The following is a 26,745-nucleotide window of genomic DNA, read 5'->3' as shown; positions in this document are numbered from 1 at the left end:
AGCGACAGATAGGCGAAGAAGCGCGGCCGGGAGTCGTCCTCGGCCATGTAGCCCCACGAATAGACGTGGACCAGGGCCGAGACCGAGGTGACCACGATCAGCATGACGGCCGAGAGCCCATCGATACGGATCGACCAGGCCGACTGGAAGTCCCCCACATTGATGAAAGGCAGCAGGGTGAGGGTGAAGGCTTCCAGCCCGCCCCAGGTCCACTGAATGAACAGGGTCCAGGACAGGACGCAGGCCAGGACCAGCAGGCCCGTGGTCACCGCTTGCGACGCGAAGTCACCGATGCGTCGGCCAAACAGGCCTGCAATCAGGGCGCCGAGCAGCGGCGCGAAGACCAGGATGATGGCGATAGACTGAGGGGTCATGGGCTCCGTCAGCCTTTCATCACGGCGGCGTCGTCCACGGCGATGCCGCCGCGGTTACGGAAGAAGGTGACGAGGATGGCCAGGCCCACGGCCGCCTCGGCGGCGGCCACGGTCAGGACGAACATGGCGAAGATCTGCCCCACCACGTCATGCAGGTAGGCCGAAAACGCCACGAGATTGATGTTCACCGCCAGCAGGATCAGTTCGATCGACATCAGGATGACGATGATGTTCTTGCGGTTCACGAAGATCCCGAAGACCCCGATCGTGAACAGGATGGCGGCGACCGCCAGATAGTGACTGAGCCCGATCATCATTCGCCCATCCCCTCGCCCGGCTTGATCTGAACGGTGCGCATGCCGCTCTGGGCGTTACGCGCCACCTGGTCGGCGATCACCTGGCGGCGCACGCCAGGCTTGTGACGCAGGGTCAGGACGATGGCGCCGATCATGGCCACCAGCAGCACCAGGCCCGCAGCCTGGAAGAAGTAGACATAGTCGGTGTAGAGCACCCGCCCGATGGTCTCGGTGTTGGAGAGGCCGTCCAGGGCGGCCATGGGCTCACTGTTGCCGCGAGCCGCCCCGCCGCGCGCCACCGCCGTGGCGACAATGATCATTTCAATCGCCAGAATGCCGCCGACCAACCCGCCCACCGGGGCGTAGCGGGCGAAGCCCTGCTTCAGAGCGCCGAAATCCACGTCGAGCATCATGACAACGAAGAGGAACAGCACCGCGACGGCGCCCACATAGACGACCACCAGCAGCATCGCCAGGAACTCCGCCCCGAGCAGCAGGAAGAGGCCCGCCGCCGAGAAGAAGGTCAGGATGAGGAAGAGCACCGAGTGCACAGGGTTTCTGACGGACACCACGGCGAGGCCGGAGCCGATGGTGACTGTCGCCAGCAGATAGAATGCGATCGCCTGCAAGGCCATGACGGCTCTACTTTCGCCCCTCAATCATCAGGTTGGTCCGCCCGACAGGGCGCTTAACCCTGGTCGGACGCCAACGTCCAAAAGCCCCGGAATCGCGCCTGTCTCTTAGCGATAGGGCGCGTCGAGTTCCAGGTTCTTCGCGATCTCCCGCTCCCAACGATCCCCGTTGTCGAGCAGGCGATCCTTTTCGTAATAGAGCTCTTCCCGTGTCTCGGTGGCGAACTCCAGGTTCGGCCCCTCGACAATGGCGTCCACCGGGCAGGCCTCCTGGCACAGGCCGCAGTAGATGCACTTGACCATGTCGATGTCGTAGCGGGTCGTCCGGCGGCTGCCATCATCCCGGGGCTCGGCCTCGATGGTGATGGCCTGGGCCGGGCAGATGGCTTCGCAGAGTTTGCAGGCGATGCAGCGCTCCTCCCCATTGGGATAGCGGCGCAGGGCGTGCTCGCCCCGGAAGCGCGGCGACTGGGGGTTGCGCTCGTTCGGATAGATGACGGTCGCCTTGGGACGCATCATGTACTTCATGCCGAGGCCAAAGGCCCCGATGAAGTCCATCAGGGCCGCGCCCTTGGCGGCCTGGCTGAGACGGGCGGCGAAACTCATCAGATCGCTCCTTGGACCGGGCCGAACACCCGCCAGGCGGCGACCAGCACCACGGCCACCAGGGAGAAGGGCAGGAAGACCTTCCACCCCAGGCGCATCAGCTGGTCATAGCGGTAGCGGGGCACGATCGCCTTCACCATGGCGATCAGGAAGAAGAAGAAGACCGTCTTGGCGAAGAACCACATGAAGCCGAAGAAGCTCTGTGCGGTCGCCGGCCAGCTCTCGATGAACGGCGTCGGGAACGGCGCCTGCCACCCGCCGAAGAAGAGGATGGTGATGATGGCGCACATCAGGACGATGTTGGCGTACTCGCCGATCATGAACAGCAGGTACGGAGTGGAGGAGTATTCCACCTGATAGCCGGCAACGAGCTCGGACTCAGCTTCCGGCAGGTCGAAGGGCGGACGGTTGGTCTCGGCCAGGGCCGAGATGAAGAAGACGACCGCCATCGGGACCATGACCAAGATCATCGGCAGGTTGGAGAGTCCGCCGCCGAACACGTACCAGTTCCAGAATCCGCCGGCCTGCTGCTCAACAATGGTCTGCAGGTTCATGGTGCCGGCCAGCAGGATCACGGTGATGATCACAAAGCCGATGGAGACCTCGTAGCTGACCATCTGGGCGGCCGAACGCAGGCTGCCCAGGAAGGGGTACTTCGAGTTGGACGCCCAGCCGCCCATGATGATGCCGTAGACGCCGAGCGAGCTGATCGCCAGCAGGTAAAGGACGCCGACATTGATGTCGGAGACCACCCAGCCCGGCGCCAGGGGCACCACGGCCCAGGCGGCGAAGGCCAGGACGAAGCTGATCAGGGGGGCCAGGATGAAGACCACCTTGTCGGCCCCGTCGGGGATGACGATCTCCTTCAGCACGAACTTCAGGAAGTCGGCGAAGGACTGCAGCAGGCCGAACGGACCCACGATGTTGGGGCCCTTGCGCATCTGCACACCGGCCCAGATCTTGCGGTCGGCCAGCAACAGGAAGGCTAGCGACAACAGGATCCAGATCATCACGGCGGCGATCTGGCCCACGGTGATCAGCGTCCAGCCGCCCGGCGTCGCCCAGAAATTGGTGGTGGCGTCCATGCCCTACTCCGCGGCGATCATTTCGGCGCCCGGCACGAGCGCCTGGCACTCGGCCATGGTCACGCTGGCGCGTGCGATCGGGTTGGTCAGATAGAAGGCCTTCACGGGACTCGCGAAGGGCGCGTCCGACAGGTCGCCCTCCCCGCCCAGAACCGACAGGTCGAGCGCGCCAGGCGCATCCGGCACATAGTCGATTCGGCCGAAGGTGGGGTGATCGGCGAACAGCCGCGCACGCAGCTGGTCGAGGCTGTCATAGGGCAGCTTAGCGTCCAGCAGTTCGGACAGGGCGCGCAGGATGGCCCAGTCTTCCTTGGCCTCGCCCTTGGGGAAGACCGCCCGCTCGCCCCGCTGAACCCGGCCCTCGGTGTTCACATAGAGGCCGTTCTTCTCGGTATAGGCCGCGCTTGGCAGGATCACATCGGCCCGGTGCGCGCCAGCGTCCCCATGGGTGCCCATATAGACGACGAAGGCGTCGGTGGCCGACAGGTCCATCTCGTCGGCGCCCATCAGGACCAGCAGATCGGCGCCGCCCCTGGCGGTCAGTTCGAGAGCCGTCTTGCCGCCGGCCTTAGGCGTAAAGCCCAGGTCGAGGCCGCCCACGCGGGCGGCGGCGGTGTGCAGGACGTTCCAGGTCGCCTTGAAGGTCTTGGCCACGGCGGCCGCCGCCTTGAGCACAGCTGCGCCATCGGTGCGGGCCAGGGCTCCGGCGCCGACGATGATCGCAGGCTTCTCGGCGCCCTTGAACGCCTTGACGAAGTCGCTGCGGGACTTGGAAAGCGCTGTCAGGCTCTCAGGTCCCGCGCCCAGATAGTCATAACCATAGGTGAGATCAGCCTGCTCGCCGATCACGCCAACCCGCAGGGCGCCGGCCAGCCAGCGCTTGCGCAGACGGGCGTTGAACACCGGGGCCTCCATGCGGGGATTGGTCCCCACCAGCAGGATCACGTCAGCGTCTTCAATGCCGGCGATGGTCGAATTCAACAGCCAGCTTTCCCGCGGGCCATCGCCCAGGGCCATGCCGTCCTGGCGACAGTCGAGGCTGGCGACGCCCAGGCCGCCGAACAGGTCCAGGGCGGCCTTCATGGACTCCGCGTCCTGCAGGTCGCCGGCGATCACACCCATACGGTCCGGCGAGGTCGCCTTGACCTTGGCGGCCACGGTCTGCAGCGCCTCGGCCCAGGTCGCGGGACGCAGCTTGCCGTTCTCACGGATGTAGGGGCGATCCAGACGCTGCCGCGACAGGCCATCGACCGCGTAGCGAGTCTTGTCGCTGATCCACTCTTCGTTGACGTCGTCATTGATGCGCGGCAGCACGCGGAGCACCGCGGGGCCGCGGGCGTCGACGCGAATGGCCGAACCCAGGGCGTCCATGACGTCGATGCTCTCGGTCTTCTTCAGCTCCCAGGGCCGCGCATTGAAGGCGTATGGCTTGGAGGTCAGGGCGCCGACCGGGCACAGGTCGATGACATTGGCGCTCAGCTCGGATGTGACGGCGGCGTCCAGATAGGTCGTGATTTCAACGTCTTCGCCACGGGAGATCAGGCCGATCTCCGGCACGCCAGCCACTTCGGTGACGAAGCGCACGCAGCGGGTGCACTGGATGCAGCGGGTCATCACCGTCTTGATGAGCGGACCCATGAACTTCTCTTCGACCGCGCGCTTGTTCTCGCCATAGCGGGAGTCGTCGCGGCCATAGCCCATGGCCTGGTCCTGCAGGTCGCACTCGCCGCCCTGGTCGCAGATCGGGCAGTCCAGCGGGTGGTTGATCAGCAGGAACTCCATCACGCCATGACGGGCCTTCTTGACCATCGGCGTGTCGGTGAAGATTTCCTGGCCTTCGGCCGCCGGCAGGGCGCAGGAGGCCTGCGGCTTGGGCGGACCGGGCTTCACCTCGACCAGACACATGCGGCAGTTGCCGGCGATGGACAGCCGCTCGTGATAGCAGAAGCGCGGGATTTCCTTCCCGGCCAGCTCGGCGACCTGCAGCACGGTCATGCCGGGTTCGAACTCGACCTCGACGCCGTCGACCTTTGCGATGGGCATGTCTTTTACTCCGCAGCCACGAGCGTGGCGCCCTGCACGTGCGGGCGTCCGGCGCGGTACTGGGTGATGCGATCCTCCACCTCATGGCGGAAGTGACGGAACAGCCCCTGGATCGGCCAGGCGGCCGCGTCGCCGAGACCGCAGATGGTGTGGCCTTCGACCTGCGAGGCGACGTCGAGCAGCATGTCGATCTCGGCCATCTCGGCCTCGCCGGTGACCATCCGCTCCATGACCCGCCACATCCAGCCGGTGCCTTCGCGGCACGGCGTGCACTGGCCGCAGCTCTCATGCTTGTAGAAGTAGGACAGTCGGGCGATCGACTTCACGATGTCGGCGTCCTTGTCCATGACAATGACCGCCGCGGTGCCGAGCCCTGAGCGCATCTCGCGCAGGGAGTCGAAGTCCATGAGCGCTGTCTCGGCCATCTCGGCGGTGATCATCGGCACCGACGAGCCGCCGGGAATGATCGCCTTCAGATTGCCCCAGCCGCCGCGAATTCCACCGCAATGCTCTTCCAGCAGCTGGCGCAGGGGGATCGACATGGTCTCCTCGACCACGCAGGGGCGGTTCACATGGCCGGAAATGGCCATCAGCTTGGTGCCGGTGTTGTTGGGCCGGCCAAAACCCGCGAACCATTCGGCCCCGCGGCGCAGGATGGCGCCCACCGTGGCGATGGTCTCGACATTGTTGATGGTGGTCGGGCACCCATAGATGCCGGCGCCAGCCGGGAACGGGGGCTTCAGCCGCGGCTGGCCCTTCTTGCCTTCCAGGCTCTCCATCAGGGCGGTCTCGTCGCCGCAGATATAGGCCCCGCCGCCATGGGTCACATGCAGGTCGAAATCCCAGCCGTGGATGTTGTCCTTGCCGATCAGCCGGGCCTCGTAGGCTTGGCGGATCGCGGCCTCCAGGCGCTCACGCTCGAAGACGTACTCGCCGCGGATATAGATGTAGCAGGTGTGCGCCCGGATCGCGTAGCTGGCGATCAGGCAGCCCTCGATCAGCAGATGCGGGTCATTGCGCAGGATCTCGCGGTCCTTGCAGGTGCCGGGCTCGGACTCATCGGCATTGACCACCAGATAGTGCGGCCGCTCACTTTCCTGCTTGGGCATGAAGGTCCACTTCAGGCCGGTGCCGAAGCCCGCCCCGCCGCGACCGCGCAGGCCGGAATTCTTGACCTGATCGCAGATCCATTCCGGCGTCTGCGACAGGATTTCCCGCACGCCATTCCAGGCGCCGCGCCGCTTCGCACCCTCAAGGCCGAAGTCGTGCAGACCATAGAGGTTCGTGAAGATGCGGTCCTTGTCTTCGAGAATCCCGACCACGCCCCTCAAACTCCTTCTTTCGCGCGCCGGAAGGCGGCGATGAACCAGATCTGCGCCGCGAACCCCGCAGCCAGGGCGAGACCGAAGACGGCGAACAGCCAGTCCTGGCCCGACACCAGGGCGCCGATCACAGCTGCGATCGCACCCAGGACGCAGACGCCGTTGATGATCGCCATGCGCAGGAACCGCGCCTTGATGCCCGCCTCCGCGCTCACGCTGTCGGCTCCGCCTTGGCCGGCGTCTTGGGCGCGGCGTTGGGGATTTTCTTCAGCGGCTTGGCGGCCGTGCCGTCATAGAGGGCGGGGTCAGAGAGGGTCAGCGGCCCGCCCTCGGGCGCCGAGCCTTGGCGCCCCGCGGCCGAACCGGGTGCGGGCGCCTTGCCTGCGGCGAAATCGTCCAGCAGGGCCTCGAAACTCTCCGGCGTCAGGTCTTCGTAATAATAGTCGTTGATGGCGGCCATGGGCGCATTGGCGCAGGCGCCCAGGCACTCGACCTCCTGCCAGGTGAACTTGCCGTCCGCCGACAGGTGGTCCTTGGGACCGATCTTGCGCTTGCAGACCGCCATCAGGCTTTCCGACCCCCGAAGCTGGCAGGGCGTGGTGCCGCAGACCTGAACCAGGGCGACGCTGCCCACCGGCTCCAGCATGAACATCGTGTAGAAGGTCGCGACCTCCAGCACCCGGATGCGAGGCATGCCGAGCATCTCGGCCACCACGCGGATCGCGGGCTCGCTGACCCAGCCTTCCTGCTTCTGAATCAGCCAGAGGATCGGGATGACCGCCGACTGCCGACGGGCGGCGGGAAACTTGGAAATCCACCACTGCGCCTTTTCCAGCGTCTGCGGCTGGAAGGCGAAGCTGGCCGGCTGATTGGGCGAAAGACGACGAACGCTCACATGCCCCTCACTTCACGAAATCGATGCGGGCGATCTTGCCGCCGGCGATGGTGTAGATGGCGGCCACCTCGAAGCTGACCGACCCAGGCTGGCGATAGACCCGCTCGTGATCGATCACCCGATCGCCGATGACGATACGGTGGGCGAGTTCGGCGCGGTTCTGAGGGTGTTCGGCGAAAAGCGCCACGTGTTTGGCCCGAAAGGCCTCCAGGCCATTCACCGTCACCGCCCCGTTGAAGTCGGCGACGATCAGGTCATCGGCGAAGAAGCCGCAAAGGGCGTCCACATCCTGGGCGTTGTAGGCGTCGAGTTGGCCCTGGGCGAGGTCGGCCGGCGCCCGTGTCGCTGCTGCGTTCATCGGTCGATCTCCCCGAACACGATGTCCAGCGAGCCCAGGATGGCCGAGACGTCGGCCAGCATGTGGCCGCGGTTGATCCAGTCCATGGCCTGAAGATGCGCATAGCCCGGCGCGCGGATCTTGCACTTGTAAGGCTTGTTTGAGCCGTCAGAGACCAGGAAGACGCCGAACTCACCCTTGGGCGCCTCAACGGCGGCATAGACCTCGCCCGGCGGAGTCCGATAGCCTTCGGTGAACAGCTTAAAGTGATGGATGAGCGCCTCCATCGAGCGCTTCATCTCGCCCCGGCGCGGGGCGCCGATCTTGTTGTCTTCGGTCAGCACCGGCCCCGGCGTCTTTTCCAGGCGCTCGCAGCACTGCTTCATGATGCGCACCGACTGGCGCATCTCTTCCATGCGGCAGAGATAGCGGTCGTAGCAGTCGCCGTTCACGCCGAGCGGGATGTCGAACTCCAGCTCGTTGTAGCACTCATAGGGCTGGTTACGGCGCAGGTCCCAGGCGATGCCTGACCCGCGCACCATCACGCCGGAGAAACCCCAGTCGAGGGCCTCCTGCTTGCTGACCACGCCAATATCCACATTGCGCTGCTTGAAGATGCGATTGCCGGTGATCAGGCTGTCGATGTCGGCCAGGGCCTTGGGGAAGGAGTCGCACCAGGCGGCGATATCGGCCACCAGGGCCGGCGGCAGGTCCTGCCGCACCCCGCCGACGCGGAAATAGTTGGCGTGCAGCCGCGCGCCTGAGGCCCGCTCATAGAAGACCATGAGCTTTTCACGCTCTTCGAAGCCCCAAAGCGGCGGGGTGAGCGCGCCCACGTCCATGGCCTGGGTCGTCACATTGAGCAGATGGCTCAGGATCCGGCCGATCTCCGAATACAAAACCCGGATCAGCTGGGCCCGATAGGGGACCTCGACAGCCAGCAGCTTCTCGATGGCGAGCACATAGGCGTGCTCCTGATTCATCGGGGCCACATAGTCCAGGCGATCGAAATAGGGGATCGTCTGCTGATAGGGCCGGTACTCCATCAGCTTTTCAGTGCCGCGATGGAGCAGCCCCACATGGGGGTCGACCCGCTCCACCACTTCGCCGTCCAGCTCCAGGATCAGGCGCAGCACACCGTGCGCGGCCGGGTGCTGCGGACCGAAATTGATGGTGAACTTGCGGATTTCGGTTTCGGTCGAGGGGCTGTGGGCCAGCTGGGCCTCTGTGGCGGGTACGACTTCTCCGGTCATGCCTTGGGCTCCACCTTTTCATCGCCCGGAAGGGTGGTGAAGCCGCGCTCCACGCCTTCCCAGGGGCTGAGGAAGTCCCAATTGCGCCACTCGGTCATCTTGATCGGCTCATAGACCACGCGCTTGAGCTCGTCATCATAGCGCAGCTCCACATAGCCGCTCATGGGGAAGTCCTTGCGCAGCGGATGGCCGTGGAAGCCATAGTCGGTCAGGATGCGGCGCAGGTCCGGATGGCCTTCGAAGAAGACCCCGTACATGTCGAAGGCCTCGCGCTCATACCAGTTGGCGCAGGGATAGGCCGGGATGGCGCTGGGCACCGGGGTGTCCTCGTCCGTCACCAGCTTCACCCGAACCCGCAGGTTCTGACTCATCGACAGCAGGTGATAGACCACCTCAAAACGCTTCTCGCGCTCGGGATAGTCCACCGCCGTCAGGTCGATCATCACCTCGAACCGGTAGTCCGGATGATCCCGCAGGAAGGTCAGGGCCTCGACGATCCGGGGCAGCGGCGCGGTCAGACTCAACTCGTCAAAGGCGACATGGGCGCCCGTAAGCGCGCCGGCGCTATTGGCGACCATGGCCTGGCCAAGGGTCTGGAGGTCAGCGGCTGAGACGGGCCAGGTCATCGCTCGATCGTCCCGGTCCGGCGGATCTTCTTCTGCAACTGCAGAACCCCATAGACCAGGGCCTCCGCCGTTGGCGGGCAGCCCGGCACATAGATGTCCACCGGCACGATCCGGTCACAGCCGCGCACGACGGAATAGCTGAAATAGTAGTAGCCGCCGCCATTGGCGCAGGAGCCCATGGAGATGACATAGCGGGGTTCCGGCATCTGGTCGTAGACCTTGCGCAGGGCCGGAGCCATCTTGTTGCAGAGCGTGCCGGCCACGATCATCACGTCCGACTGACGCGGGCTGGCCCGGGGCGCAAAGCCGTAGCGCTCAAGGTCATAACGGGGCATCGAGGCCTGCATCATCTCCACGGCGCAGCAAGCGAGGCCAAAGGTCATCCACATGAGCGAGCCGGTGCGCGCCCAGGTGATCAGGTCGTCCGCGGCGGCGGTGATGAAGCCCTTGTCGGCCAGCTGGTCGTTGACCCCGTCGAAGAAGGGGTCGTGAATCTTGGCGTCGTAGCCCTCGACCGTGGCGCGGGCGGCCGAATTGGCCGGAACGATCACTCCCATTCCAGGGCCCCCTTCTTCCATTCATAGATGAAGCCGACAGTCAGGATGCCCAGGAAGGTCATCATCGACCAAAAGGCGAACTGCATGGCTTCGGTGGGCAGGTTCATCAGGCTGACGGCCCAGGGGAACAGGAACGCGACTTCCAGGTCGAAGATGATGAAGAGGATCGACACCAGGTAGAACCGGACGTCGAATTTCATTCGCGCATCGTCAAAGGCGTTGAAGCCGCACTCGTAGGTCGAAAGCTTTTCCGGATCGGGCGCCTTGGGCGCGAACACGGCGGCGGCCAGCACGAAGGCCAGGCCCAGAGCCGTCGCGATCCCTAGGAAAATCACGATGGGCAGGTACTGCAGAAGGAACGCGTTCATGGAGTCCTCGAAGGAGTCGCGGGTCCTTCTAGACCAGCAATGCGCAGGGTTCAAACAGCGGATTCCGACAACAGAGATACGCCATGGCCCAGCCTCCCGCGCCTGCGGCGAGACGTCGCGAAGTGACCATTGCGCCCGCGAACCGGGCATCGGCCCGTTTATTTTGCGAATGCTTCGCAAGTGCTGCGAGCTCGGTTTCCGGGCGCCCGCCATCGCCCTAGGCTGAGATGTTCGTTGGAGGGGAAATTGACCAGACGACCCATGATTCACCGGGCCCTCGACGCCATCGAGCGGCTCGGCGACCGCCTGCCTGACCCGGTCTTCATCTTCGCCTGGATCATCGGCGCCCTCACCCTGGCCAGCGTGATCTGCGCCTGGGTGGGCGTCAGTGCGATCAATCCGGTCGATGGTCAGTTGTTGCGCGCCCAGAGCCTGCTCACCCCGGCCAACATCCAGACCCTGCTCGTGGAGATGCCCCGCACCCTCACCGGCTTCGCGCCGCTGGGCTATGTGTTGCTGATCATGCTGGGGGCGGGCATCGCCGAGCGAGTCGGCCTCCTGTCGGCGGCCATCCGCGCCATGATGAGCCGCACGCCGCGGCTGCTGGTCTGCCCGGTGGTGATCTTCCTGGGGCTGATCGCCAATCACGCCGCCGATTCGGGGTTCGTCATCCTTCTGCCCCTGGCCGGCGCCGCCTTCGCAGCCGTCGGTCGCCACCCGATCGCGGGAATCGCCGCCGCCTTCGCCGGCGTGGTGGGCAGCTTCGCCGGCAATCCCCTGCCCGGCCAGTTCGACGCCCTGATCCTCGGTCTGTCGGAGCCCGCCGCCCGGCTGATCGATCCCACCTGGACGGCCAATCTGGTGGGCAACTGGTACTTCACCGCCGCCGGCGCCCTGGTGTTCATTCCGGTGGCCTGGTGGGTCACGGCCAATGTGGTGGAGCCGCGCCTGGGTCCCTGGGCCCCACCGGAGAACCTGCCGCCCCAGGACGCGCCGCTCTCGCCCATCGAGCGCCGGGCCCTGATCTGGTCCGGGGTGGCGGTGGCGGCCGTCATGATCCTGTGGGCCGCCATGGCCCTCGCCCCCGGCGCGCCCCTGGTGGACCGCAGTCTTGATGGCCCTGCCCGCTGGACTCCCTTCTTTCGCTCCCTGGTGGCCGGCTTCTTCGTCCTCTTCCTGGCTGGCGGCCTGACCTATGGGCGGCTGACCGGCCAGATTCGCACTGACCGGGACGTGGTCCGCCTGGCGTCGGAGTCCATGGCCTCCATGGCGCCCTATATCGTGCTGGCGTTCGCTGCGGCCCACTTCATCGCCATGTTCACCTGGTCGAACCTGGGGGTGATCATCGCCATCAACGGCGCAGAGGCGATCCGCGCCACGGGTCTGCCGATCCCCGTCCTGCTGATGGCCATCGTCGTGCTGACGGCGGCCCTCGACATGCTGATCGGCTCAGCCTCGGCCAAGTGGGCGGCCATCGCCCCGGTTCTGGTGCCCATGCTGATGCTGCTGGGGGTCAGTCCTGAGATGACCACGGCGGCCTACCGCATGGGGGACTCCAGCGTGAACATGGCCTCGCCATTGATGCCCTATTTCGCCCTGGTCCTGGGATTCTGCCAGAGATGGCGCCCCGGCTTCGGCGTCGGCGGCCTGATCAGCGCCATGCTGCCCTATTCGGCGGCGATGATGAGCGCCGGAATCATCCTGGTCGGTCTCTGGTCGGCCCTGGAGCTGCCCCTGGGTCCACAGGCGGATGTGCATTATTCGCCGCCCCAGGTCACATCTGAGCGCGTGCCCAGTTGACACGATTCCGGTCGGGACCTATCAGACGCCCCTCGCGGCGACGCGAGCGCCATATGCGGGTGTAGCTCAGTTGGTTAGAGCGCCGGCCTGTCACGCCGGAGGTCGCGGGTTCGAGTCCCGTCACTCGCGCCATGGTCTTCCTTGAGGGGACCTGGCGCTCCTCCTCCCTCGCATTCAACCCATGCCGTCCTGACTCAGAGCTTGGCGAAGGGCTTGAGCCGTTCGGCTTCGCCCGGCGCGAAGGCCAAGACGTCCCAGAAGCCGGCCGGCTCGAGAATCGGGCGCAGGGCTTCGCGGTCGGCGTCGGACAGTTCGGCGAACATGGCCTTCAGCCAGAGCCAGCAACTCACTGTGTAGGGCCGCGCGACGCTGGCCAGAGTCACGCCCCCCACCTGGAAGGCGCAGCGCATCTCCCCGCGGCCCGCCGCCTCGGCCGAGGCCAGCATCATGGCCCGGAAGCCGCCGCCGGCCAGGGCCACCAACTCAACCAGGGTTTCGTCTGGCGCAGGATCGGCCGCCCACTCTCCCTGATGCCCCGACAGGTCATCCACCCATTGGGTCCATTGATAGGTGCGCACCGCATGGGCGCGCATCAGGCGAGACGGGGTCGGATCGATGGCCAGCTGGCTCAGCATTCCGTAGAGGCCGAAATCGGCGATGGACGGGCGCTGGCCAAACAGGAACAACCGCCGCGCCAGGCCGCGCTCTAGAATGTCGAGAAGGGCGAGATACTCCCCCTCCAGGGCCGCATGGGTGGAGGGATCGCCGCCGCCGATAAAGTTGCGGACCATCTGCTGACGGGCGGTGAACGCCTCGATCCCCAGGCTGAGCGTCGGCTCATCGACATCCCCCAGCCAGCCGGCCATCTGGCGGCGGGCGCAGAAGGCGACGTCCGCCTCCGACGTCCAGCGGAAGGCCATGAGGATGACCGCCAGCCACTCGTCGGCGAAGTCCTCCACCAGCCGCGCCAGGAACCGCTGGGCGGGCGTCGGCGGCATGAGACTGGGTCCGTCAGGGTGCAGGGTCTCCATCTCATGCAGGATCGGCGTGGAGTCGTTCCAGGCGCTTCCGTCGGGATAGAGCACCACAGGCAACAGCCGCTTGCCGAAGGCCTTGAGCCCCTCACTCTGGCCTGCGCCGTCGAACCCGCCGAGCGGCACCGTCCAATCGTGGGGGATGCGGCGGTAGCGCAGAGCGGCGCGAACCTTGTGCGAATAGGGCGAGCCCGGCCCGGCCAGGATCCGGTAGCGCCCCGGACGGGGCATGAGATCAGCCTGTTCGAAGATCACGGGTTCGGCTCCATCATCGGAAATCGGCACGATGGGTGACAATATCGACGCTGTCTCCGGAGGAAAGCGGAAAGCTCAGCCGTTCTGCGCGGCCTCGATCCCCGCCCGCACGTCAGGGGGCAGCATCATGCCCGACGCCGCCGCATTGGCCTCCAGGTGAGCGAGTCGCGTCGTGCCCGTCACCGCCGCCGACACCCCGGGGTGCTCCAGCACATAAGCCAGGCTCGCCTGGGCCGCGGTCATGCCGTCCAGGCGGCGGAGGCAGGCGAACCGTTCGGCCAGGGCCAATTCCTGTCGATGGTTCTTCAAGGCCCGGGCGGCGTACCAAAGGTCGCGCAGTCCCCGAAACTTGCGGATCTGGCCGTCCACATGGCCCATGGCCAAGGGCATGCCGGCCAGCACCCCCTTGCCCCGCGTCGCGGCCTGGGCGATCAGCGGCGCGCGCTCAGGCCGCAGCACATTGTAGTCCAGCATCACCACATCCAGCGTCGGCGCAGCGATGATGGCGGCGATGACCTCAGGATCGAAACTGTTGGCGCCAAAGGCCGACACCAGGCCCCGGGCGCGCAGGCGCTCAAGGGCGTCGAACAGGTCGTCATTCAGCTCTGCGGCCGCCGGGCCATGCAGCTGAACCAGGGACAGTCGGTCAAGGCCCAACCGCTTCAGGCTGGCCTCGACGCTGACGGTGATGGCGGCCGGTGAGAAGTCACGACCCGTGCGGCCGCCGCCGGCATGGAAGGTGCCGGCCTTCGTGGCGATCACCAGGCCGTCGGTCCGGCGCCCCTGCAGGGCGCGGCCCAACCGAGGCTCGGCTTCCCCTCGGGAATAACCCGGAGCGGTGTCGAAGAGGGTGATCCCCAGATCGAGGGCACGATGGACCAGCCGGACCGCCTCGCCCTCGTCGAACCTGAGCAGCCCCCAATAGCTGGCGCAGCCAAAACCGATCTCGGAAACGGTGAGCCCGGTGCGGCCCAGGGGACGGTATCGCATGGGTCCTTCGCCGGGGAGATGCGTGGTGGGCGGCGAGGGGCTCGAACCCCCGACCCCCTGGGTGTAAACCAGGTGCTCTGACCAGCTGAGCTAGCCGCCCTCGGCCGCCTTCATACCCGCTCGCCGGACAGATTCGGAGCCCGATTCCGTCGGTGCGGAGGCGAAGAAGGGGCCGCCGCCGAAAAGCGACCGCCCCCTCGAAATGGTCACACCGGAGTTGCTAGCTGTTGAGGGCGTTCTTGAGCCCCTCGCCGATCCGGAAGCGCGCGGTCTGGGAGGCCGGACGATTGACGCTCTCGCCGGTGCGGGGGTTACGGGCCACACCAGCAGCCCGGCTGACCGGAACGAAGCTGCCGAAACCCACGAGACGGACTTCCTGGCCGCCCTTGAGCGACCCGGTGACAGAGTCGACGAAGGCCTCAAGGGCGTCCTTCGCCTGTGATTTTGTGATGCCGGCCTTGTCGGCCATCGCCGAGACCAGTTCAGCCTTGGTCATAGTGGTTTCCTCTCCCTGCCCTTTTTCTGTTTTTCGCGAAGCACCGGCAGCGGCGAACGCCTTCGCGCCAAGGGATTATGCGGGCTTAAGCAGGCGCGTCAAACAAAGCGGCGCGGGGATGAGCCCGCGCCGCCTGTCGTCTGGTATGGAAAAGCCCCGACCCTAGTGGGTCATGATGGCCTCGGCCTCGCCGTCGTCTCCGGCCACGGGCCCCTTGCTGGGCGGCTCGGTCCACTCGATCGGATCGGGCAGTCGAACCAGGGCGCGCACCAGGACTTCATCCATGGTGTTGACCGGGATGATCTCCAGGGCCTCCTTCACCTTGGCCGGAATATCGGCCAGGTCCTTCTCGTTCTCCTGTGGGATCAGCACAGTCGTCACGCCCGAACGCAGGGCGGCGAGCAGCTTTTCCTTCAGGCCGCCGATGGCGGTGACCCGGCCGCGCAGGGTGACTTCGCCCGTCATCGCGATGCCCTTTCGGATCGGAATGCCAGTCAGGACCGAGACGATGGCCGTGGCCATGGCCGCGCCTGCGGACGGTCCGTCCTTGGGCGTTGCGCCGTCGGGCACGTGGATGTGCACGTCGGTTTTCTCGAAGGCCGGCGGCTCTATGCCGAACTGGGTGGCCCGGCTGCGGACGTAGGAGTTGGCCGCGGCGATGGACTCTTTCATCACGTCCTTCAGGTTGCCCGTAATGGACATCCGGCCCTTGCCCGGCATCTTGACCGCCTCGATGGTCAGGATGTCGCCGCCGAAGTCTGTATAGGCCAGCCCGGTGATGATCCCGATCTGGTCCTCGGCGTCCATCTCGCCGAAGCGGTACTTGCGCACGCCGGCGTACTTGGCGAGGCGCTCGGGATCGATGGTGATGCTGGTCAGGCCTTCCCGGGCGATGTCACGGACGGTCTTGCGGGCCAGGTTGCCCAGTTCCCGCTCGAGAGACCGCACCCCGGCTTCCCGGGTGTAGTAGCGGATCAGGTCGCGGATCGTGTCCTCGGAGACCACAAACTCTTCAGGCGTCAGCCCGTGATCCTTGGTCAGCTTGGGTAGGACGTGGCGCTTGGCGATCTCGATCTTCTCATCCTCGGTATAGCCGGGGATGCGGATGATCTCCATGCGGTCCAGCAGGGGCTGGGGCATGTTGAGCGAGTTGGCCGTGGTGACGAACATCACCGGCGTCAGATCGTAGTCCACCTCCAGATAGTGGTCGGCGAAGGTGGAGTTCTGCGACGGATCCAGCACCTCCAGCAGGGCCGAAGCCGGGTCGCCGCGATAGTCGGCGCCCATCTTGTCGATCTCATCCAGCAGGAAGAAGGCGTTGGTGGTCTTGGCCTTCTTCATCGACTGGATGATCTTGCCCGGCATGGAGCCGATATAGGTCCGGCGGTGACCGCGGATCTCGGCCTCGTCACGCACCCCGCCCAGGGAGACGCGCACGAACTCCCGACCGGTCGCCTTGGCGATGGAGCGTCCCAGTGAGGTCTTGCCGACGCCGGGGGGGCCGACAAGGCACAGGATGGGGCCCTTGAGCGCGCCGGTCCTGGCCTGCACGGCCAGATACTCCAGGATCCGCTCTTTGACCTTCTCCAGGCCGTAGTGATCCTCGTCGAGGATCTCCTCAGCCTTGACCATGTCGATGGGCTTCTGCTTGCCCTTGCCCCAGGGGATGGACAACAGCCAGTCGAGATAGTTCCGAACCACAGTGGACTCGGCCGACATCGGGCTCATCGAGCGCAGCTTCTTCAGCTCCGCCTCGGCCTTGGTGCGAGCCTCCTTGGACAGGCGCGTCTTCTTGATGCGCTTTTCCAGCTCGATCAGCTCGTCGCGGCTGTCGTCCTGTTCGCCCAGCTCGCGCTGGATCGCCTTCATCTGCTCGTTCAGATAGTACTCGCGCTGAGTCTTCTCCATCTGACGTTTGACGCGATTACGGATCTTCTTCTCGGTCTGCATCACCGAGATTTCGCCCTCCATCAGGGCGTAGACCTTCTCCAGACGCTTCACGACATCGAAGATTTCCAGCAGCGCCTGCTTCTCGCTGATCTTCACCGAGAGGTGCGAGGCCACGCGGTCGGCCAGCTCCCCGGGATTGTCGATCTGCGGCATGGCCGCCAGGGCCTCGGGCGGCACCTTCTTGTTGAGCTTCACATAGGATTCGAACTGCTCGACCACGGCGCGGCTGAGGGCCTCGGCCTCCGCCGAGACCGCGCCATCGTCCGGCAGGTCGGCGATTTCGGCCTCATAGTAGTCGGCCTGATCGGTGTAACGGGCGACGCCCGCCCGGGTCTTGCCCTCGACCAGCACCTTGACGGTGCCATCAGGCAGCTTGAGCAGTTGCAGGATGGTGGCGACCACCCCGATCTCATAGATGGCGATGGGCGACGGATCATCGTCGTCCTTGTCCTTCTGCGTCAGCAGAAGGATGTCCTTGCCGTCGTCGCGCATGGCCTCTTCGAGCGCCCGCACGGATTTTTCCCGCCCGACAAACAACGGCACGGGCTGATGCGGGAACACGACAATGTCTCGCAACGGCAGGACAGGCAGGATTTTCTTTGTCTCAGACATAGTGCTTTCACTCCCGGCCGGCCCCCTCGAAACAAAAGCAGGGCTCGACCCTCGGACCGCGGTTACATCAGACGATGCGCCTGAGTCGGACGGTCCGTCCGTCGATGTGACGGTGTCTTCAGTCTATTTATGTGGACGCTTCGCGCTGCGGTTCAAGCGGCGCCGGGCCGGTGCGCGACAACTTGTCTTCGGCGCCGCAACAGAAGTGTGTGATCGGCGCGGCCTCAGGCCGCGCCGCCCTTGTCCCGCCGCTCGGCGTAGATGATCAGCGGCTGAGCCCGGCCTTCGACCACCTCGGCGTTGACCACCACCTCTTCGACCCCGTCATAGGTGGGCAGCTCGTACATGGTGTCGAGCAGGATACCTTCGAGGATGGAGCGCAGGCCCCGGGCGCCCGTCTTGCGGGCGATGGCCTTGCGGGCCACGGCGTTGAGCGCGTCGTCGGTGAAGGTCAGGCCGACGTTCTCCATCTCGAACAGGCGCTGGTACTGCTTGACGAAGGCGTTCTTCGGCTCGGTCAGGATCTTGACCAGGGCGTCCTCGTCGAGGTCGTCCAGGGTGGCGATCACCGGCAGACGGCCGATGAATTCCGGGATCAGACCAAAGCGCAGCAGGTCGTCAGGCTCCACCCGGCGGAAGATTTCGCCGGTGCGGCGATCGTCAGGGTCTGACACCTTGGCGCCAAAGCCGATCGAGGTCCCCTGCCCGCGGGCCGAGATGATCTTGTCGAGGCCGGCGAAGGCGCCGCCGCAGATAAAGAGGATGTTGGTGGTGTCCACCTGCAGGAATTCCTGCTGGGGATGCTTGCGGCCGCCCTGGGGCGGGACTGAGGCCACCGTGCCTTCCATGATCTTCAGCAGGGCCTGCTGGACGCCCTCGCCCGACACGTCGCGGGTGATGGAAGGGTTGTCGGACTTGCGGCTGATCTTATCGACCTCGTCGATATAGACGATGCCCCGCTGGGCCCGCTCGACATTGTAGTCGGCCGACTGCAGCAGCTTGAGGATGATGTTCTCGACGTCCTCGCCCACATAACCGGCTTCGGTCAGGGTGGTGGCGTCGGCCACGGTGAACGGCACGTCGATGATGCGCGCCAGGGTCTGGGCCAGCAGGGTCTTACCCGTGCCGGTCGGCCCGATCAGCATGATGTTGGCCTTGCCCAGCTCCACATCGTTGTTCTTGGTGGCGTGGTTCAGGCGCTTGTAGTGATTGTGGACGGCGACCGAGAGCACCTTCTTGGCGTGGTCCTGGCCGATCACATAATCGTCGAGAACTTCGCGGATTTCGCGGGGCGTGGGCACGCCGTCCTTCGACTTCACGAAGGAGATCTTGTGCTCCTCGCGAATGATATCCATGCAGAGCTCGACGCATTCATCGCAGATGAACACGGTGGGGCCCGCGATGAGCTTGCGGACTTCATGCTGGCTCTTCCCGCAGAAGGAGCAATACAGCGTGCTCTTGGAGTCCCCGCTCGCGGCCTTGGTCATGTTCAGTCTCACTCTCTCGACGACGCCGGTCGAAACCGCGCCTGGGCGCGGGCGGCGTGTTCCCGCCGTCCTTGCAGGATACACGCCGGGGGTTGTCTAATCCTTGACATTCCCCGATCCGCGACAGGATCACAACCCTTGGCGAACGCTCGCCTGGCGAAACGGACGCCGGTGTGGTGGTGCGGAATTTCGAATCTCTAGATGGGATTGTATCGGATTGACGCAAGTCGCCCCACTCTTCCCTTGCTGGAAAAGGGGTCCGCCTAGATGGAACAGGGGCTGGAGCGGCTCCGCTTGGAAGTGGCCCGGCCTGATTCTCGCAAGGGTGGCTCCGAGCGGAGGGGTATGATGGTCAGACTGCGTTATTTCGGCGCAAGCCGCATTTTGGGGGAATAATGGACGATCCTGCCGACGACGCCGGCGTGGTCGCCTTCGATTTCGACGGCACCCTCACCACAAAAGACAGTTTCACCACCTTCCTGCGCTGGCGGGCCGGGCGTTCGCGCTATGCCCGCGGCATGCGGCGATTGGCGCTGTCGGGGGGATCCTATCTCTTCCACCGCAACCGCGGCCGCCTGAAGGCTGCGGCTGTGCGAGAATTTCTGTTGGGGGCGCCCCGGGCGGAACTCGAAGCTCAGGCGCGCGCCTTCGCCGAAACCTATGCCCCCAGACTTCTTCGACCTGACGCCCTGCACACCTGGCGACGCTGGCGCAGCCGCCGGGCGACCATGGTGATCGTCACCGCCTCGCCGGACATCATCGTCCAGCCCTTCGCCCGCGGGCTGGGGGCCGATCACCTGATCGCCACGCGACTGGCCTTTGATTCAGAGGACCGGGTCGCGGGCATGTTCGATGGTCGTAATTGCCGCGGCCCAGAAAAGGTCGCCCGACTGCAGGCGGTGTTTGGGCCGGACCTGCGACTGCGGGCGGCCTATGGCGACACCAGCGGCGACCGCGAGATGCTCAAGGTTTCCGAGGAGGCGGGCTACCGGGTGTTCAAGGAGAGCCCCTGATGCGGTTTAGGGTGGAGAAGCTGATCCGGGATGGCCTTCCGCAGATGATGCGCGACCAGGGCCTGACGGTCTTCTGCCACCCCCTTGAGGACGCCGACTTCCTCGCCGCCCTAAAGGCGAAGCTGGTTGAGGAGGCGCAGGAGGCGGCCAGGGCCGCGCCGGCCGACCTGCTCGAAGAACTGGCTGACGTCAGCGAAGTAATGGGCGCACTGATCGCCGCCGCCGGCCTCAGCGCAGAGGCGGTCGAGGCCGCGCGCCTGGCCAAGCGGCGCCAGAGGGGCGGCTTTGATGGCCGCATCTATAATCGCGCCGTTGAAGGTGACGCCGGTAGCCCAGGCGTCGCCTATTATCTGGCTCGGCCCGACCAGTATCCGCTGATCGCTGAGGACAGCGCCCCATGCGACATGCCCGCGCTGAAGCCCTAGATCAGCTGGAGCCCCTGCTGAGCGAGCTTCGCCAGCTGCCGGGCATGAAGGAAGCGGCCCGGGGGGTTTTCTATCGGCGCGGCCGGGCCTTCCTGCACTTTCACGAAGACGCCGCAGGCCTGTTCGCAGACCTGCGGGCTGACGGCGCCCCGGCGTTCGAGCGGTTTGACGTCACCGCCGAAGCCGGACGCGCGGCGCTGCTCAGCGCCGCGCGGCTTGGTCTCTAGTCTTCCGAGCGACGCTCATAGACGTGGTCCACAATGCCCCAGGCCTTGGCTTCCTCGGCGGTCATGAAGTGATCGCGATCCAGAGTGGCCTCGACCACCTCGATGGGCTGGCCGGTGTGCTTGGCGTAGAGCTCGTTCAGACGGCCCTTGGTCTTGATAATGTCCTCGGCGTGGCGCTGGATGTCCGAGGCCTTGCCGGTATAGCCGCCTGACGGCTGGTGAACCATGATGCGGGCGTTGGGCAGAGATATCCGCTGGTCCTTCTCGCCGGCCATCAGCAGGAACGAACCCATGGAGGCGGCCATGCCCATGCAGACGGTGGAGATCGGGCTCTTCACGTATTGCATGGTGTCGTAGATCGCCAGGCCGGACGTCACGATGCCGCCGGGCGAGTTGATGTACATGGAGATCTCTTTCTTGGGGTTCTCGGACTCCAGATAGAGAAGCTGGGCGCAGATCAGGGCGGCCATGCCGTCCTCGACCGGGCCGTTGAGGAAGATGATTCGTTCCTTCAGCAGCCGGGAGAAAATGTCGAAGGCGCGTTCGCCGCGGCTGGTCTGTTCGACCACCATGGGCACGAGGTTGAGCGCGGTGGTCACATGGTCACGCATAAGCTTAAGAGCCCTTCTCGATTGGCGAACGTGAGATCGCCGCCGTCCCTTCCGATATCGCGTCTGCGGCGGCCGGTTGCAAGGCGACCCTCGGCCGCCGGCCCTTTCGGAAGCCCTAAAAATGCATGATCCCGGCGCCGCCTGCAGGCCACGCCGGGATCCGCAATCACATTGTCGCGCCGCTCTGGCGTGACGTGCAAGGCTTACTCGCCGTAGCCTTCCGGCAGATCGTCCTCGGCCATCAGCTCATCCTTGCTGACGTCCTTGTCCTCGACCTTGGCCTTGCCGACGATCAGGTCGACCACCTTGTCCTCGAAGATCGGGGCGCGGAGCTGGGCCTGGGCGTTGGGGTTCTGGCGGAACATGTCGAAGACCTGTTGCGCCTGGGGACCATAACGCATGGCCTCCTGGCGCATGGCCTCCATCAGTTCCTGCTCGGTCACCTGCACATTGTTGACCCGGCCGATCTCGGCCAGGACGAGGCCAAGACGCACCCGGCGCTCAGCGATCTTGCGGTACTCGCTCTCAAGCTGCTCATCAGTCTTTTCGGCGTCTTCCGGCGGCAGGGCCTCACGTTCCTTGTCCTGCTGCACCTGGGTCCAGATGGCGGCGAACTCGGCCTCGACCATCTTCGGCGGCAGGGGGAAGTCGTGCTTGGTGTCCAGGGCGTCCAGCAGGGCGCGCTTCAGCTTGAAGCGCGAGGCGCTGACATACTGCTGCTCGATATTGTCGCGCAGAAGGCCTTTAAGCTTGTCCAGGCTCTCGATGCCCAGCTTCTCGGCGAAGGCGTCATCGGCCTCGGTCTCGACTGGCGCGGAAACCGCCGTCACCTTGACCTCAAACTCGGCTTCCTTGCCGGCCAGATGGGCGGCCTGATAGTCCTCGGGGAAGGTCACCTTGACCACGACATCGCTGTCGGGCTTGGCGCCGACCAGCTGCTCTTCAAAGCCCGGGATGAAGCTGCCCGAGCCGAGCACCAGTTGGGCGCCCTCGGCCGAACCGCCTTCAAAGGCTTCGCCGTCGATCTTGCCGACGAAGTCGATGGTCAGCTGATCGCCGTCCTTGGCCTTCACGGTCTTGCCGGTGCGCGGCTCAAAGCTGCGATTTTGCTTGGCCAGCTCGGCCAGGGCCTCGCCCACCTCATCGTCGCCCGGCTTGTAGACCGGCCGCACCAGCTCCAGCGTCGAGGGATCGACGGGCTCGAACTCCGGCATGATTTCTAAGGCGATCTCGAAGGACAGGTCGGCCTTGCCGTCCACCACGTCCTGCAGATCCCCGTCCGGCTTCAGATCAGGCTCGCCCGCGGGGCGCAGCTTGTTCTCTTCCAGCACCTTCTGGGTGGACTCAGAGATGGTCTGCTCGACCAGCTCCGCCATCAGCGCCTTGCCATGAAGGCGGCGCACATGGCCCGGAGGGACCTTACCAGGGCGGAAACCCTTGATGTTCAGCTGGGGGGTGATTTCAGTGATGCGCGCGTCCAGGCGTTCGGCCAGGTCGGCGGCCGGAACAGTGACGCCGTAAACGCGGCTCAGGCCTTCACCGGACTTTTCAACGATCTGCATCGACATTCTTGCTTCCGGACTCCGGGGCGCTGTCACGCGCTCTTGACGGTCCGCCTAATGGTGAAACGGGAAGCGCCGCCTACGTCGAGGCGGCGGGAGGGCGCCCTTATGTCACGGGCGCCTTCCCTGTCCAAGTGCAAAGGTTGGTGCGGGCGAGAGGACTCGAACCTCCACGCCTTGCGGCGCTGGAACCTAAATCCAGTGCGTCTACCAGTTCCGCCACGCCCGCGTTCCGGCGTCTGCCATCGGCGGTTTGCCGTCAGGCGTCAAGTCGCCTCGCCCGGCAGCCCAAGCGGCGCAGGGCCTCAGGTCCCCGTATAGAGTCTCCTGAGAACCGCCGGCGTCAGGCCTGGCAGGTCTTCGGCGATCAGGCCGGGGCCGTGGGACTGGGCGGCCTCAGCATGGATCCACGCTCCCGCGCAGGCGGCTTCGAAGCTGTCCATGCCCTGCGCCACCAGGCCCGCAATATAGCCGGCCAATACGTCTCCGGTGCCCGCCGTCGCCAGCCACGGCGAGCCGTTCAGGGAGACTGCGGCCCGGCCGTCAGGCGAGGCGACCACCGTGTCTGGACCTTTCAGCAGCACCACGGCGTCGGCCAGTTCGGCGGCGCGACGGGTGGCGGAAATCCGTTCCGGCGCCGAATCGAGGATGCCTGGGAACAGACGCTCGAACTCCCCGGGATGGGGGGTAAGCACGTCGTCGCGGTCGAGGACGGAAAACAGTTCTTCGGGATCCTGCCGAAACACGGTGATGGCGTCGGCGTCGAGGATCAGGGCTGCGCCGGTGCGCGCGAGGGCGAGAACGTTCATCAGGGTCGTTTCATTGATCCCGGCGGCTGGTCCGATCACCGCGGCGTCCACATCGGTCGCCAGAGTCTCCAACTCCGCCTCGCTATCGAAGGGCCGCAGCATCACCGCCTCAAGGTGGGTGGCGTTGATCGACAAGGCGTCAGGGGGCGACAGGACAGTCACCAGGCCCGCGCCGATGCGCAGGCCCGCCCGGGCGGCCAGTCGGGCGGCGCCAGTGCTCCAGGCCGGCCCGCTGACCACCACCATCCGCCCGCGCGCATGCTTATGTGAGGCGGCGGTGGGCCAGGGGAAACGCGGAGCCCAAAGCTCAGGGGTGTTTTCGAACAGGGTCGCCGCGCTCTCGCCCAGGCCGATGTCGGCGACCACCACCTCGCCACAACGCCCCCTGCCCGGCTCCAGCACATGGGCGGGCTTGCGGGCGTGAAAGGTGACGGTCAGGCCGGCGCGGCCGCAGACCCCCTGGGGCAGGCCGGTATCGCCTGGAAGTCCGCTCGGCGTATCAATGGCGACCACACGCTCGGGCGTGGCGTTCAGGTGATGGACCACCCGGGCGGCGTCCCCGGTCAGCGGGCCTGAAAGACCGGCGCCAAACAGGGCGTCGATATAGAGCGTGGCCTGGATCTCCTCCTGGATATCCGTCGTGACGCCTGTCCAGAGGGTGGCCATGGCCTTGGCGCTATCGGTTCGGGGCGATGCGAGCGCAGCCACCCGCACGGGCCAGCCCTGCTCGGCCAGAAGACGGGCCACCACATAGCCATCGCCGCCATTGTCGCCGGGGCCACAGAGGACCAGGGTCTCGCAAGGCGCAAAGCGGCTCAGAACCGCGTCAGCGACTGCAGCGCCGGCGCGTTCCATCAGGGCAATGGCGGGAGTTCCGGCGACGACGGCCGCACGATCTGCCGCCGCCATTTCGGAGACGGTCAGGATTTGATTGGGCGCCACGTCAACTCCGCCGAAAGGGTCTAAAGTACGCCAGTGGAGGCTTCGCGCCCCTTCTCGATCAAGGTCAAGGTCTTGCCGTCGGTTTCCAAGATGGTGATCGAAGTATGATCAGGCCGGAAGCTGACCACGCGATCCTCCCCCGTCAGGACCGAAATTACCGCATTGATCGCCACAAAGTGGCTGAAAACCGCGGTGTCTCCCCGCCCCTGAAGGGCCTGGGCGACCTGCTGACGCCACGCGTCATAGTCGAGGTCGCCCTCGATCTCGGCCCAGGCCCCCTGAAAGGCCTGGCGCAGCCATTCCCCGCGGGATTCAGCAGCCAGGGCCGCCGGAGTCGGGATTTCGCCGACGCCCGGATCGATCTCCACCGCAATCCCCAAGGCCTCGGCTGTCGGCTCGGCGGTCTCGCGGCAACGGGCCAGGGGCGAGGAGACCACAAGGCGGGGCCGTTCCTCAGGAGGCAGGGCCAGCAGGAAGTCCCGGGCCGCCTCGGCCTGGACCCTGCCAGTCTCATCCAGCCCCGGATCATCGTCATGGCCGCCCCATGTGGCGGCGGGCTTTCCGTGGCGGATCAGATAGAGGCGCGACATGGGTTCAGTCCGGAACAAAGAGGTTGCGTTGACCTTCGGGGGCGGGACCGACGCTGCCGGTTCGACCGACAGATTCCGCCGCCTCAAGGCTATGAAGCACGCCGGGATCGGTAGGCGTGTGCGCGACGAATCGACGATCCGCCTCATCGCGGCCGACGACGATGCCCATCATATAGCCCTCACGGCCATGGACGACGGTGTAGGTCTCGATCACGGCGCGACCCTGAGGCGTTTCTGTGACAACCGGATGCGGCAGGGCGTCGATCTGGCGCTGAATGACGCCTGGGTCCTGGCGCTCAAAGGGCTTTTCGGGCGCGCGGCAGGAATAAATTCCTGTCGACTGCTTGGTCAGGAACCAGCCGTTGGCCGTCACCAGACCGTAGGTGTCCCGCGCCTCTCGCAACCGCTGCATCATCACGGCGATCGAATGCATGGCGTAATTGTTTCCTGGCCCGCCCGCATAGGGCAGTCCGCCTGTGACCGTCAGGCCGCGGGGATCATCCAGAGCCAGTCCCAGGGCCTCGGCGCCGATCTCCACGGCCACGGGGAAGCAGGAATAGAGGTCGATGACTCCGATCTGATCAAGGCTGACCCCGGCCATCTCCAGGGCCCGGGCGCCGGTCAGGCGCATGGCGGGACTGGAGTGGAAATTCTGGCGATCCAAGGGATACCAGAGGTCAGCGGCGTCGGCGCAGCCGTGCAGATAGACCAGGTTTTCCTCAGGCACGCCCAGCTCCCTGGCCTTGGCCAGGCTGGCCACCAGCACGCCTGCCGACTGGTCCACGTCCATGATGGCGTTCAGGTACTTGGTGTAGGGGAAGCCCACCATCCGGTTGCGTTCGGTGACGGTGATCAGCTCTTCGGCGGTCCGGGCGATGGGGAACCAGGCGTCGCGGTTCCGGGCCGCCACCTCTGTGAAGGGGGCGAACAGCTCACCCAGACGTTTCTGATGGTCTGGGATGCTGCGGCCGTCCCGAGCGCGCAGGGCGTTCTCAAACAGCGGGTAGGTGTTGATCGGCCTTCCAAGTCCATGGCGCGCCTCATAGGGGGTGACCCCTGGGCGCGGATCGCCGATCCGCTCTGGAGGGTCGAGGTCAACCTCCTCGTTCCAGTCATCGAAACCCAGGCCCCTGGTCAACCGCTTGGTGGCCGAGCCCAGAAACTCGCAGCCCACCACCAGGCCAAGCCGGGTCTCGCCCCGGCTCACCCGCTCGCACAGGACATTGATGAGTTGCTGGGGGCTGTTGCCCCCCATGTGGGAATAGACCGCCCAATCCGGCGACGCTCCCAGGACCCGGGCCAGGCTGGCCGGCGGGTTGGCGCTGTGCGGGGTCGGACGGCCGCCCCCCGGGGCGTCGACGGTGAAGCCCACGACAGCCAGACTGTCGATCCCGCCCAGGGCGGCCTCGGACAGACCCGCATCCTGCGCAGCAGCGAGCGCCGCAATCTTCAGCAGTTGAGTCGGCGGGGGGGACGACTGCGGTTCGCCCCGATAGGTGAATTGTCCCGCTCCTATGAGAACTGGGGTTCTATCGTCCATGGCGAAGC

The 26,745-nt window shown here is 65.7% G+C and carries 27 protein-coding genes, 3 tRNA genes and 1 pseudogene; 5 read left to right on the top strand and 26 right to left on the bottom strand.

All coding sequences use genetic code 11. The features are described 5' to 3' along the window. The 14 genes and pseudogenes from Q7V15_RS01355 to Q7V15_RS01290 all read right to left on the bottom strand — a co-directional run. A pseudogene (locus Q7V15_RS01355) lies at positions 1 to 374 on the bottom strand (NADH-quinone oxidoreductase subunit L); the annotation flags it as partial. 8 nt (positions 375 to 382) lie between these two features. Beyond that, the gene (gene nuoK / locus Q7V15_RS01350) at positions 383 to 688 is read right to left on the bottom strand and encodes an NADH-quinone oxidoreductase subunit NuoK (RefSeq protein ID WP_304753199.1); all 306 of its coding nucleotides are present in this window, start codon (positions 686 to 688) and stop codon (positions 383 to 385) included. Beyond that, the gene (locus Q7V15_RS01345) at positions 688 to 1,305 is read right to left on the bottom strand and encodes an NADH-quinone oxidoreductase subunit J (protein WP_304753194.1); all 618 of its coding nucleotides are present in this window, start codon (positions 1,303 to 1,305) and stop codon (positions 688 to 690) included. The genes nuoK and Q7V15_RS01345 overlap by 1 nt, the downstream gene beginning before the upstream one ends. 105 nt (positions 1,306 to 1,410) lie before the next feature. Next, a complete protein-coding gene (gene nuoI / locus Q7V15_RS01340) occupies positions 1,411 to 1,908 on the bottom strand; it encodes an NADH-quinone oxidoreductase subunit NuoI (protein ID WP_293321344.1) in 498 nt (165 codons plus the stop codon). Beyond that, positions 1,908 to 2,993: an NADH-quinone oxidoreductase subunit NuoH gene (gene nuoH / locus Q7V15_RS01335; protein WP_304753193.1), complete on the bottom strand. Its 1,086-nt coding sequence runs from the start codon at positions 2,991 to 2,993 to the stop codon at positions 1,908 to 1,910. Before nuoH ends, nuoI begins: the two co-directional genes overlap by 1 nt. Before the next feature lie 3 nt (positions 2,994 to 2,996). Next, positions 2,997 to 5,036, bottom strand: a complete 2,040-nt coding sequence (nuoG, locus tag Q7V15_RS01330; RefSeq protein ID WP_304753191.1) for an NADH-quinone oxidoreductase subunit NuoG — start codon at positions 5,034 to 5,036, stop codon at positions 2,997 to 2,999. Positions 5,037 to 5,041: 5 nt separating this feature from the next. Next, complete coding sequence (gene nuoF, locus Q7V15_RS01325) at positions 5,042 to 6,358, bottom strand: NADH-quinone oxidoreductase subunit NuoF (RefSeq protein WP_304753189.1); 1,317 nt, start codon at positions 6,356 to 6,358, stop codon at positions 5,042 to 5,044. Between the two features lie 5 nt (positions 6,359 to 6,363). Beyond that, entirely contained in the window at positions 6,364 to 6,573 is a 210-nt protein-coding gene (locus Q7V15_RS01320; protein WP_304753187.1) for a hypothetical protein, read from the bottom strand. Beyond that, a complete protein-coding gene (nuoE, locus tag Q7V15_RS01315) occupies positions 6,570 to 7,253 on the bottom strand; it encodes an NADH-quinone oxidoreductase subunit NuoE (protein ID WP_304753185.1) in 684 nt (227 codons plus the stop codon). Before nuoE ends, Q7V15_RS01320 begins: the two co-directional genes overlap by 4 nt. Before the next feature lie 7 nt (positions 7,254 to 7,260). Further along, positions 7,261 to 7,611: a nuclear transport factor 2 family protein gene (locus Q7V15_RS01310; RefSeq protein WP_304753183.1), complete on the bottom strand. Its 351-nt coding sequence runs from the start codon at positions 7,609 to 7,611 to the stop codon at positions 7,261 to 7,263. Then, complete coding sequence (locus Q7V15_RS01305) at positions 7,608 to 8,843, bottom strand: NADH-quinone oxidoreductase subunit D (protein WP_304753181.1); 1,236 nt, start codon at positions 8,841 to 8,843, stop codon at positions 7,608 to 7,610. Before Q7V15_RS01305 ends, Q7V15_RS01310 begins: the two co-directional genes overlap by 4 nt. Continuing rightward, positions 8,840 to 9,469 (bottom strand): NADH-quinone oxidoreductase subunit C, encoded by a 630-nt coding sequence (locus Q7V15_RS01300; RefSeq protein WP_304753179.1) that lies wholly within the window; start codon positions 9,467 to 9,469, stop codon positions 8,840 to 8,842. The genes Q7V15_RS01305 and Q7V15_RS01300 overlap by 4 nt, the downstream gene beginning before the upstream one ends. Beyond that, on the bottom strand, positions 9,466 to 10,047 hold the full coding sequence (locus Q7V15_RS01295; RefSeq protein ID WP_304753176.1) for an NADH-quinone oxidoreductase subunit B family protein: 582 nt from the start codon (positions 10,045 to 10,047) through the stop codon (positions 9,466 to 9,468). The genes Q7V15_RS01300 and Q7V15_RS01295 overlap by 4 nt, the downstream gene beginning before the upstream one ends. Further along, positions 10,017 to 10,394 carry an NADH-quinone oxidoreductase subunit A gene (locus tag Q7V15_RS01290; protein WP_304753174.1) on the bottom strand — a complete coding sequence of 126 codons (378 nt, stop codon included), beginning with the start codon at positions 10,392 to 10,394 and terminating at the stop codon, positions 10,017 to 10,019. Before Q7V15_RS01290 ends, Q7V15_RS01295 begins: the two co-directional genes overlap by 31 nt. Positions 10,395 to 10,640: 246 nt before the next feature. Here Q7V15_RS01290 and Q7V15_RS01285 point away from each other — a divergent pair, with 246 nt between their 5' ends. Then, on the top strand, positions 10,641 to 12,194 hold the full coding sequence (locus Q7V15_RS01285) for an AbgT family transporter (protein WP_304753172.1): 1,554 nt from the start codon (positions 10,641 to 10,643) through the stop codon (positions 12,192 to 12,194). 55 nt (positions 12,195 to 12,249) lie between these two features. Continuing rightward, positions 12,250 to 12,326, top strand: a tRNA-Asp gene (locus Q7V15_RS01280). Positions 12,327 to 12,388: 62 nt separating this feature from the next. Here the strand turns inward: Q7V15_RS01280 and Q7V15_RS01275 are convergent. From Q7V15_RS01275 to clpX, 6 genes are all read right to left on the bottom strand, one after another. Then, positions 12,389 to 13,483 carry a glutathione S-transferase family protein gene (locus Q7V15_RS01275; RefSeq protein ID WP_304753170.1) on the bottom strand — a complete coding sequence of 365 codons (1,095 nt, stop codon included), beginning with the start codon at positions 13,481 to 13,483 and terminating at the stop codon, positions 12,389 to 12,391. A gap of 75 nt (positions 13,484 to 13,558) precedes the next feature. Continuing rightward, positions 13,559 to 14,473, bottom strand: coding sequence for an aldo/keto reductase (locus Q7V15_RS01270; protein WP_304753168.1), 915 nt, complete (start codon positions 14,471 to 14,473; stop codon positions 13,559 to 13,561). A gap of 23 nt (positions 14,474 to 14,496) precedes the next feature. Beyond that, positions 14,497 to 14,573: transfer RNA gene (locus tag Q7V15_RS01265), tRNA-Val, on the bottom strand. Between the two features lie 120 nt (positions 14,574 to 14,693). Beyond that, the gene (locus Q7V15_RS01260) at positions 14,694 to 14,969 is read right to left on the bottom strand and encodes an HU family DNA-binding protein (protein ID WP_304753166.1); all 276 of its coding nucleotides are present in this window, start codon (positions 14,967 to 14,969) and stop codon (positions 14,694 to 14,696) included. 162 nt (positions 14,970 to 15,131) lie between these two features. Continuing rightward, a complete protein-coding gene (gene lon, locus Q7V15_RS01255; protein WP_304753164.1) occupies positions 15,132 to 17,531 on the bottom strand; it encodes an endopeptidase La in 2,400 nt (799 codons plus the stop codon). 224 nt (positions 17,532 to 17,755) lie between these two features. Beyond that, entirely contained in the window at positions 17,756 to 19,018 is a 1,263-nt protein-coding gene (clpX, locus tag Q7V15_RS01250; RefSeq protein ID WP_304753162.1) for an ATP-dependent Clp protease ATP-binding subunit ClpX, read from the bottom strand. A 395-nt stretch (positions 19,019 to 19,413) separates the two neighbouring features. Between clpX and Q7V15_RS01245 the strand changes: the two genes are divergently transcribed. Genes Q7V15_RS01245 through Q7V15_RS01235 form a run of 3 tightly spaced genes read left to right on the top strand, consistent with a single transcriptional unit; the run spans position 19,414 to position 20,683 of the window. After that, positions 19,414 to 20,031, top strand: a complete 618-nt coding sequence (locus tag Q7V15_RS01245; RefSeq protein ID WP_304753161.1) for an HAD-IB family hydrolase — start codon at positions 19,414 to 19,416, stop codon at positions 20,029 to 20,031. After that, positions 20,031 to 20,456, top strand: a complete 426-nt coding sequence (locus Q7V15_RS01240; RefSeq protein ID WP_304753159.1) for a nucleoside triphosphate pyrophosphohydrolase — start codon at positions 20,031 to 20,033, stop codon at positions 20,454 to 20,456. The genes Q7V15_RS01245 and Q7V15_RS01240 overlap by 1 nt, the downstream gene beginning before the upstream one ends. Next, the gene (locus Q7V15_RS01235) at positions 20,429 to 20,683 is read left to right on the top strand and encodes a hypothetical protein (RefSeq protein WP_304753157.1); all 255 of its coding nucleotides are present in this window, start codon (positions 20,429 to 20,431) and stop codon (positions 20,681 to 20,683) included. The genes Q7V15_RS01240 and Q7V15_RS01235 overlap by 28 nt, the downstream gene beginning before the upstream one ends. Here Q7V15_RS01235 and Q7V15_RS01230 read toward each other — a convergent pair. From Q7V15_RS01230 to Q7V15_RS01205, 6 genes are all read right to left on the bottom strand, one after another. Next, entirely contained in the window at positions 20,680 to 21,294 is a 615-nt protein-coding gene (locus tag Q7V15_RS01230; protein ID WP_304753155.1) for an ATP-dependent Clp protease proteolytic subunit, read from the bottom strand. The two genes, Q7V15_RS01235 and Q7V15_RS01230, sit on opposite strands and share 4 nt — an antisense overlap. Positions 21,295 to 21,497: 203 nt before the next feature. Then, positions 21,498 to 22,856, bottom strand: coding sequence for a trigger factor (gene tig / locus Q7V15_RS01225; RefSeq protein ID WP_304753197.1), 1,359 nt, complete (start codon positions 22,854 to 22,856; stop codon positions 21,498 to 21,500). 144 nt (positions 22,857 to 23,000) lie between these two features. Further along, positions 23,001 to 23,085, bottom strand: a tRNA-Leu gene (locus Q7V15_RS01220). Positions 23,086 to 23,161: 76 nt separating this feature from the next. Next, the gene (locus Q7V15_RS01215) at positions 23,162 to 24,574 is read right to left on the bottom strand and encodes an NAD(P)H-hydrate dehydratase (RefSeq protein WP_304753196.1); all 1,413 of its coding nucleotides are present in this window, start codon (positions 24,572 to 24,574) and stop codon (positions 23,162 to 23,164) included. Between the two features lie 53 nt (positions 24,575 to 24,627). After that, positions 24,628 to 25,197: a histidine phosphatase family protein gene (locus tag Q7V15_RS01210; RefSeq protein ID WP_304753153.1), complete on the bottom strand. Its 570-nt coding sequence runs from the start codon at positions 25,195 to 25,197 to the stop codon at positions 24,628 to 24,630. Positions 25,198 to 25,201: 4 nt separating this feature from the next. Then, positions 25,202 to 26,737, bottom strand: a complete 1,536-nt coding sequence (locus Q7V15_RS01205; protein ID WP_304753151.1) for an acetyl-CoA acetyltransferase — start codon at positions 26,735 to 26,737, stop codon at positions 25,202 to 25,204. Positions 26,738 to 26,745: the final 8 nt, after the last annotated feature.

This window comes from Phenylobacterium sp., from assembly GCF_030651755.1.
GTDB lineage: Bacteria > Pseudomonadota > Alphaproteobacteria > Caulobacterales > Caulobacteraceae > Phenylobacterium.
The sequence above is the reverse complement of the archived record's forward strand: the minus strand, read 5'-3'. Positions and strand labels throughout refer to the sequence as shown.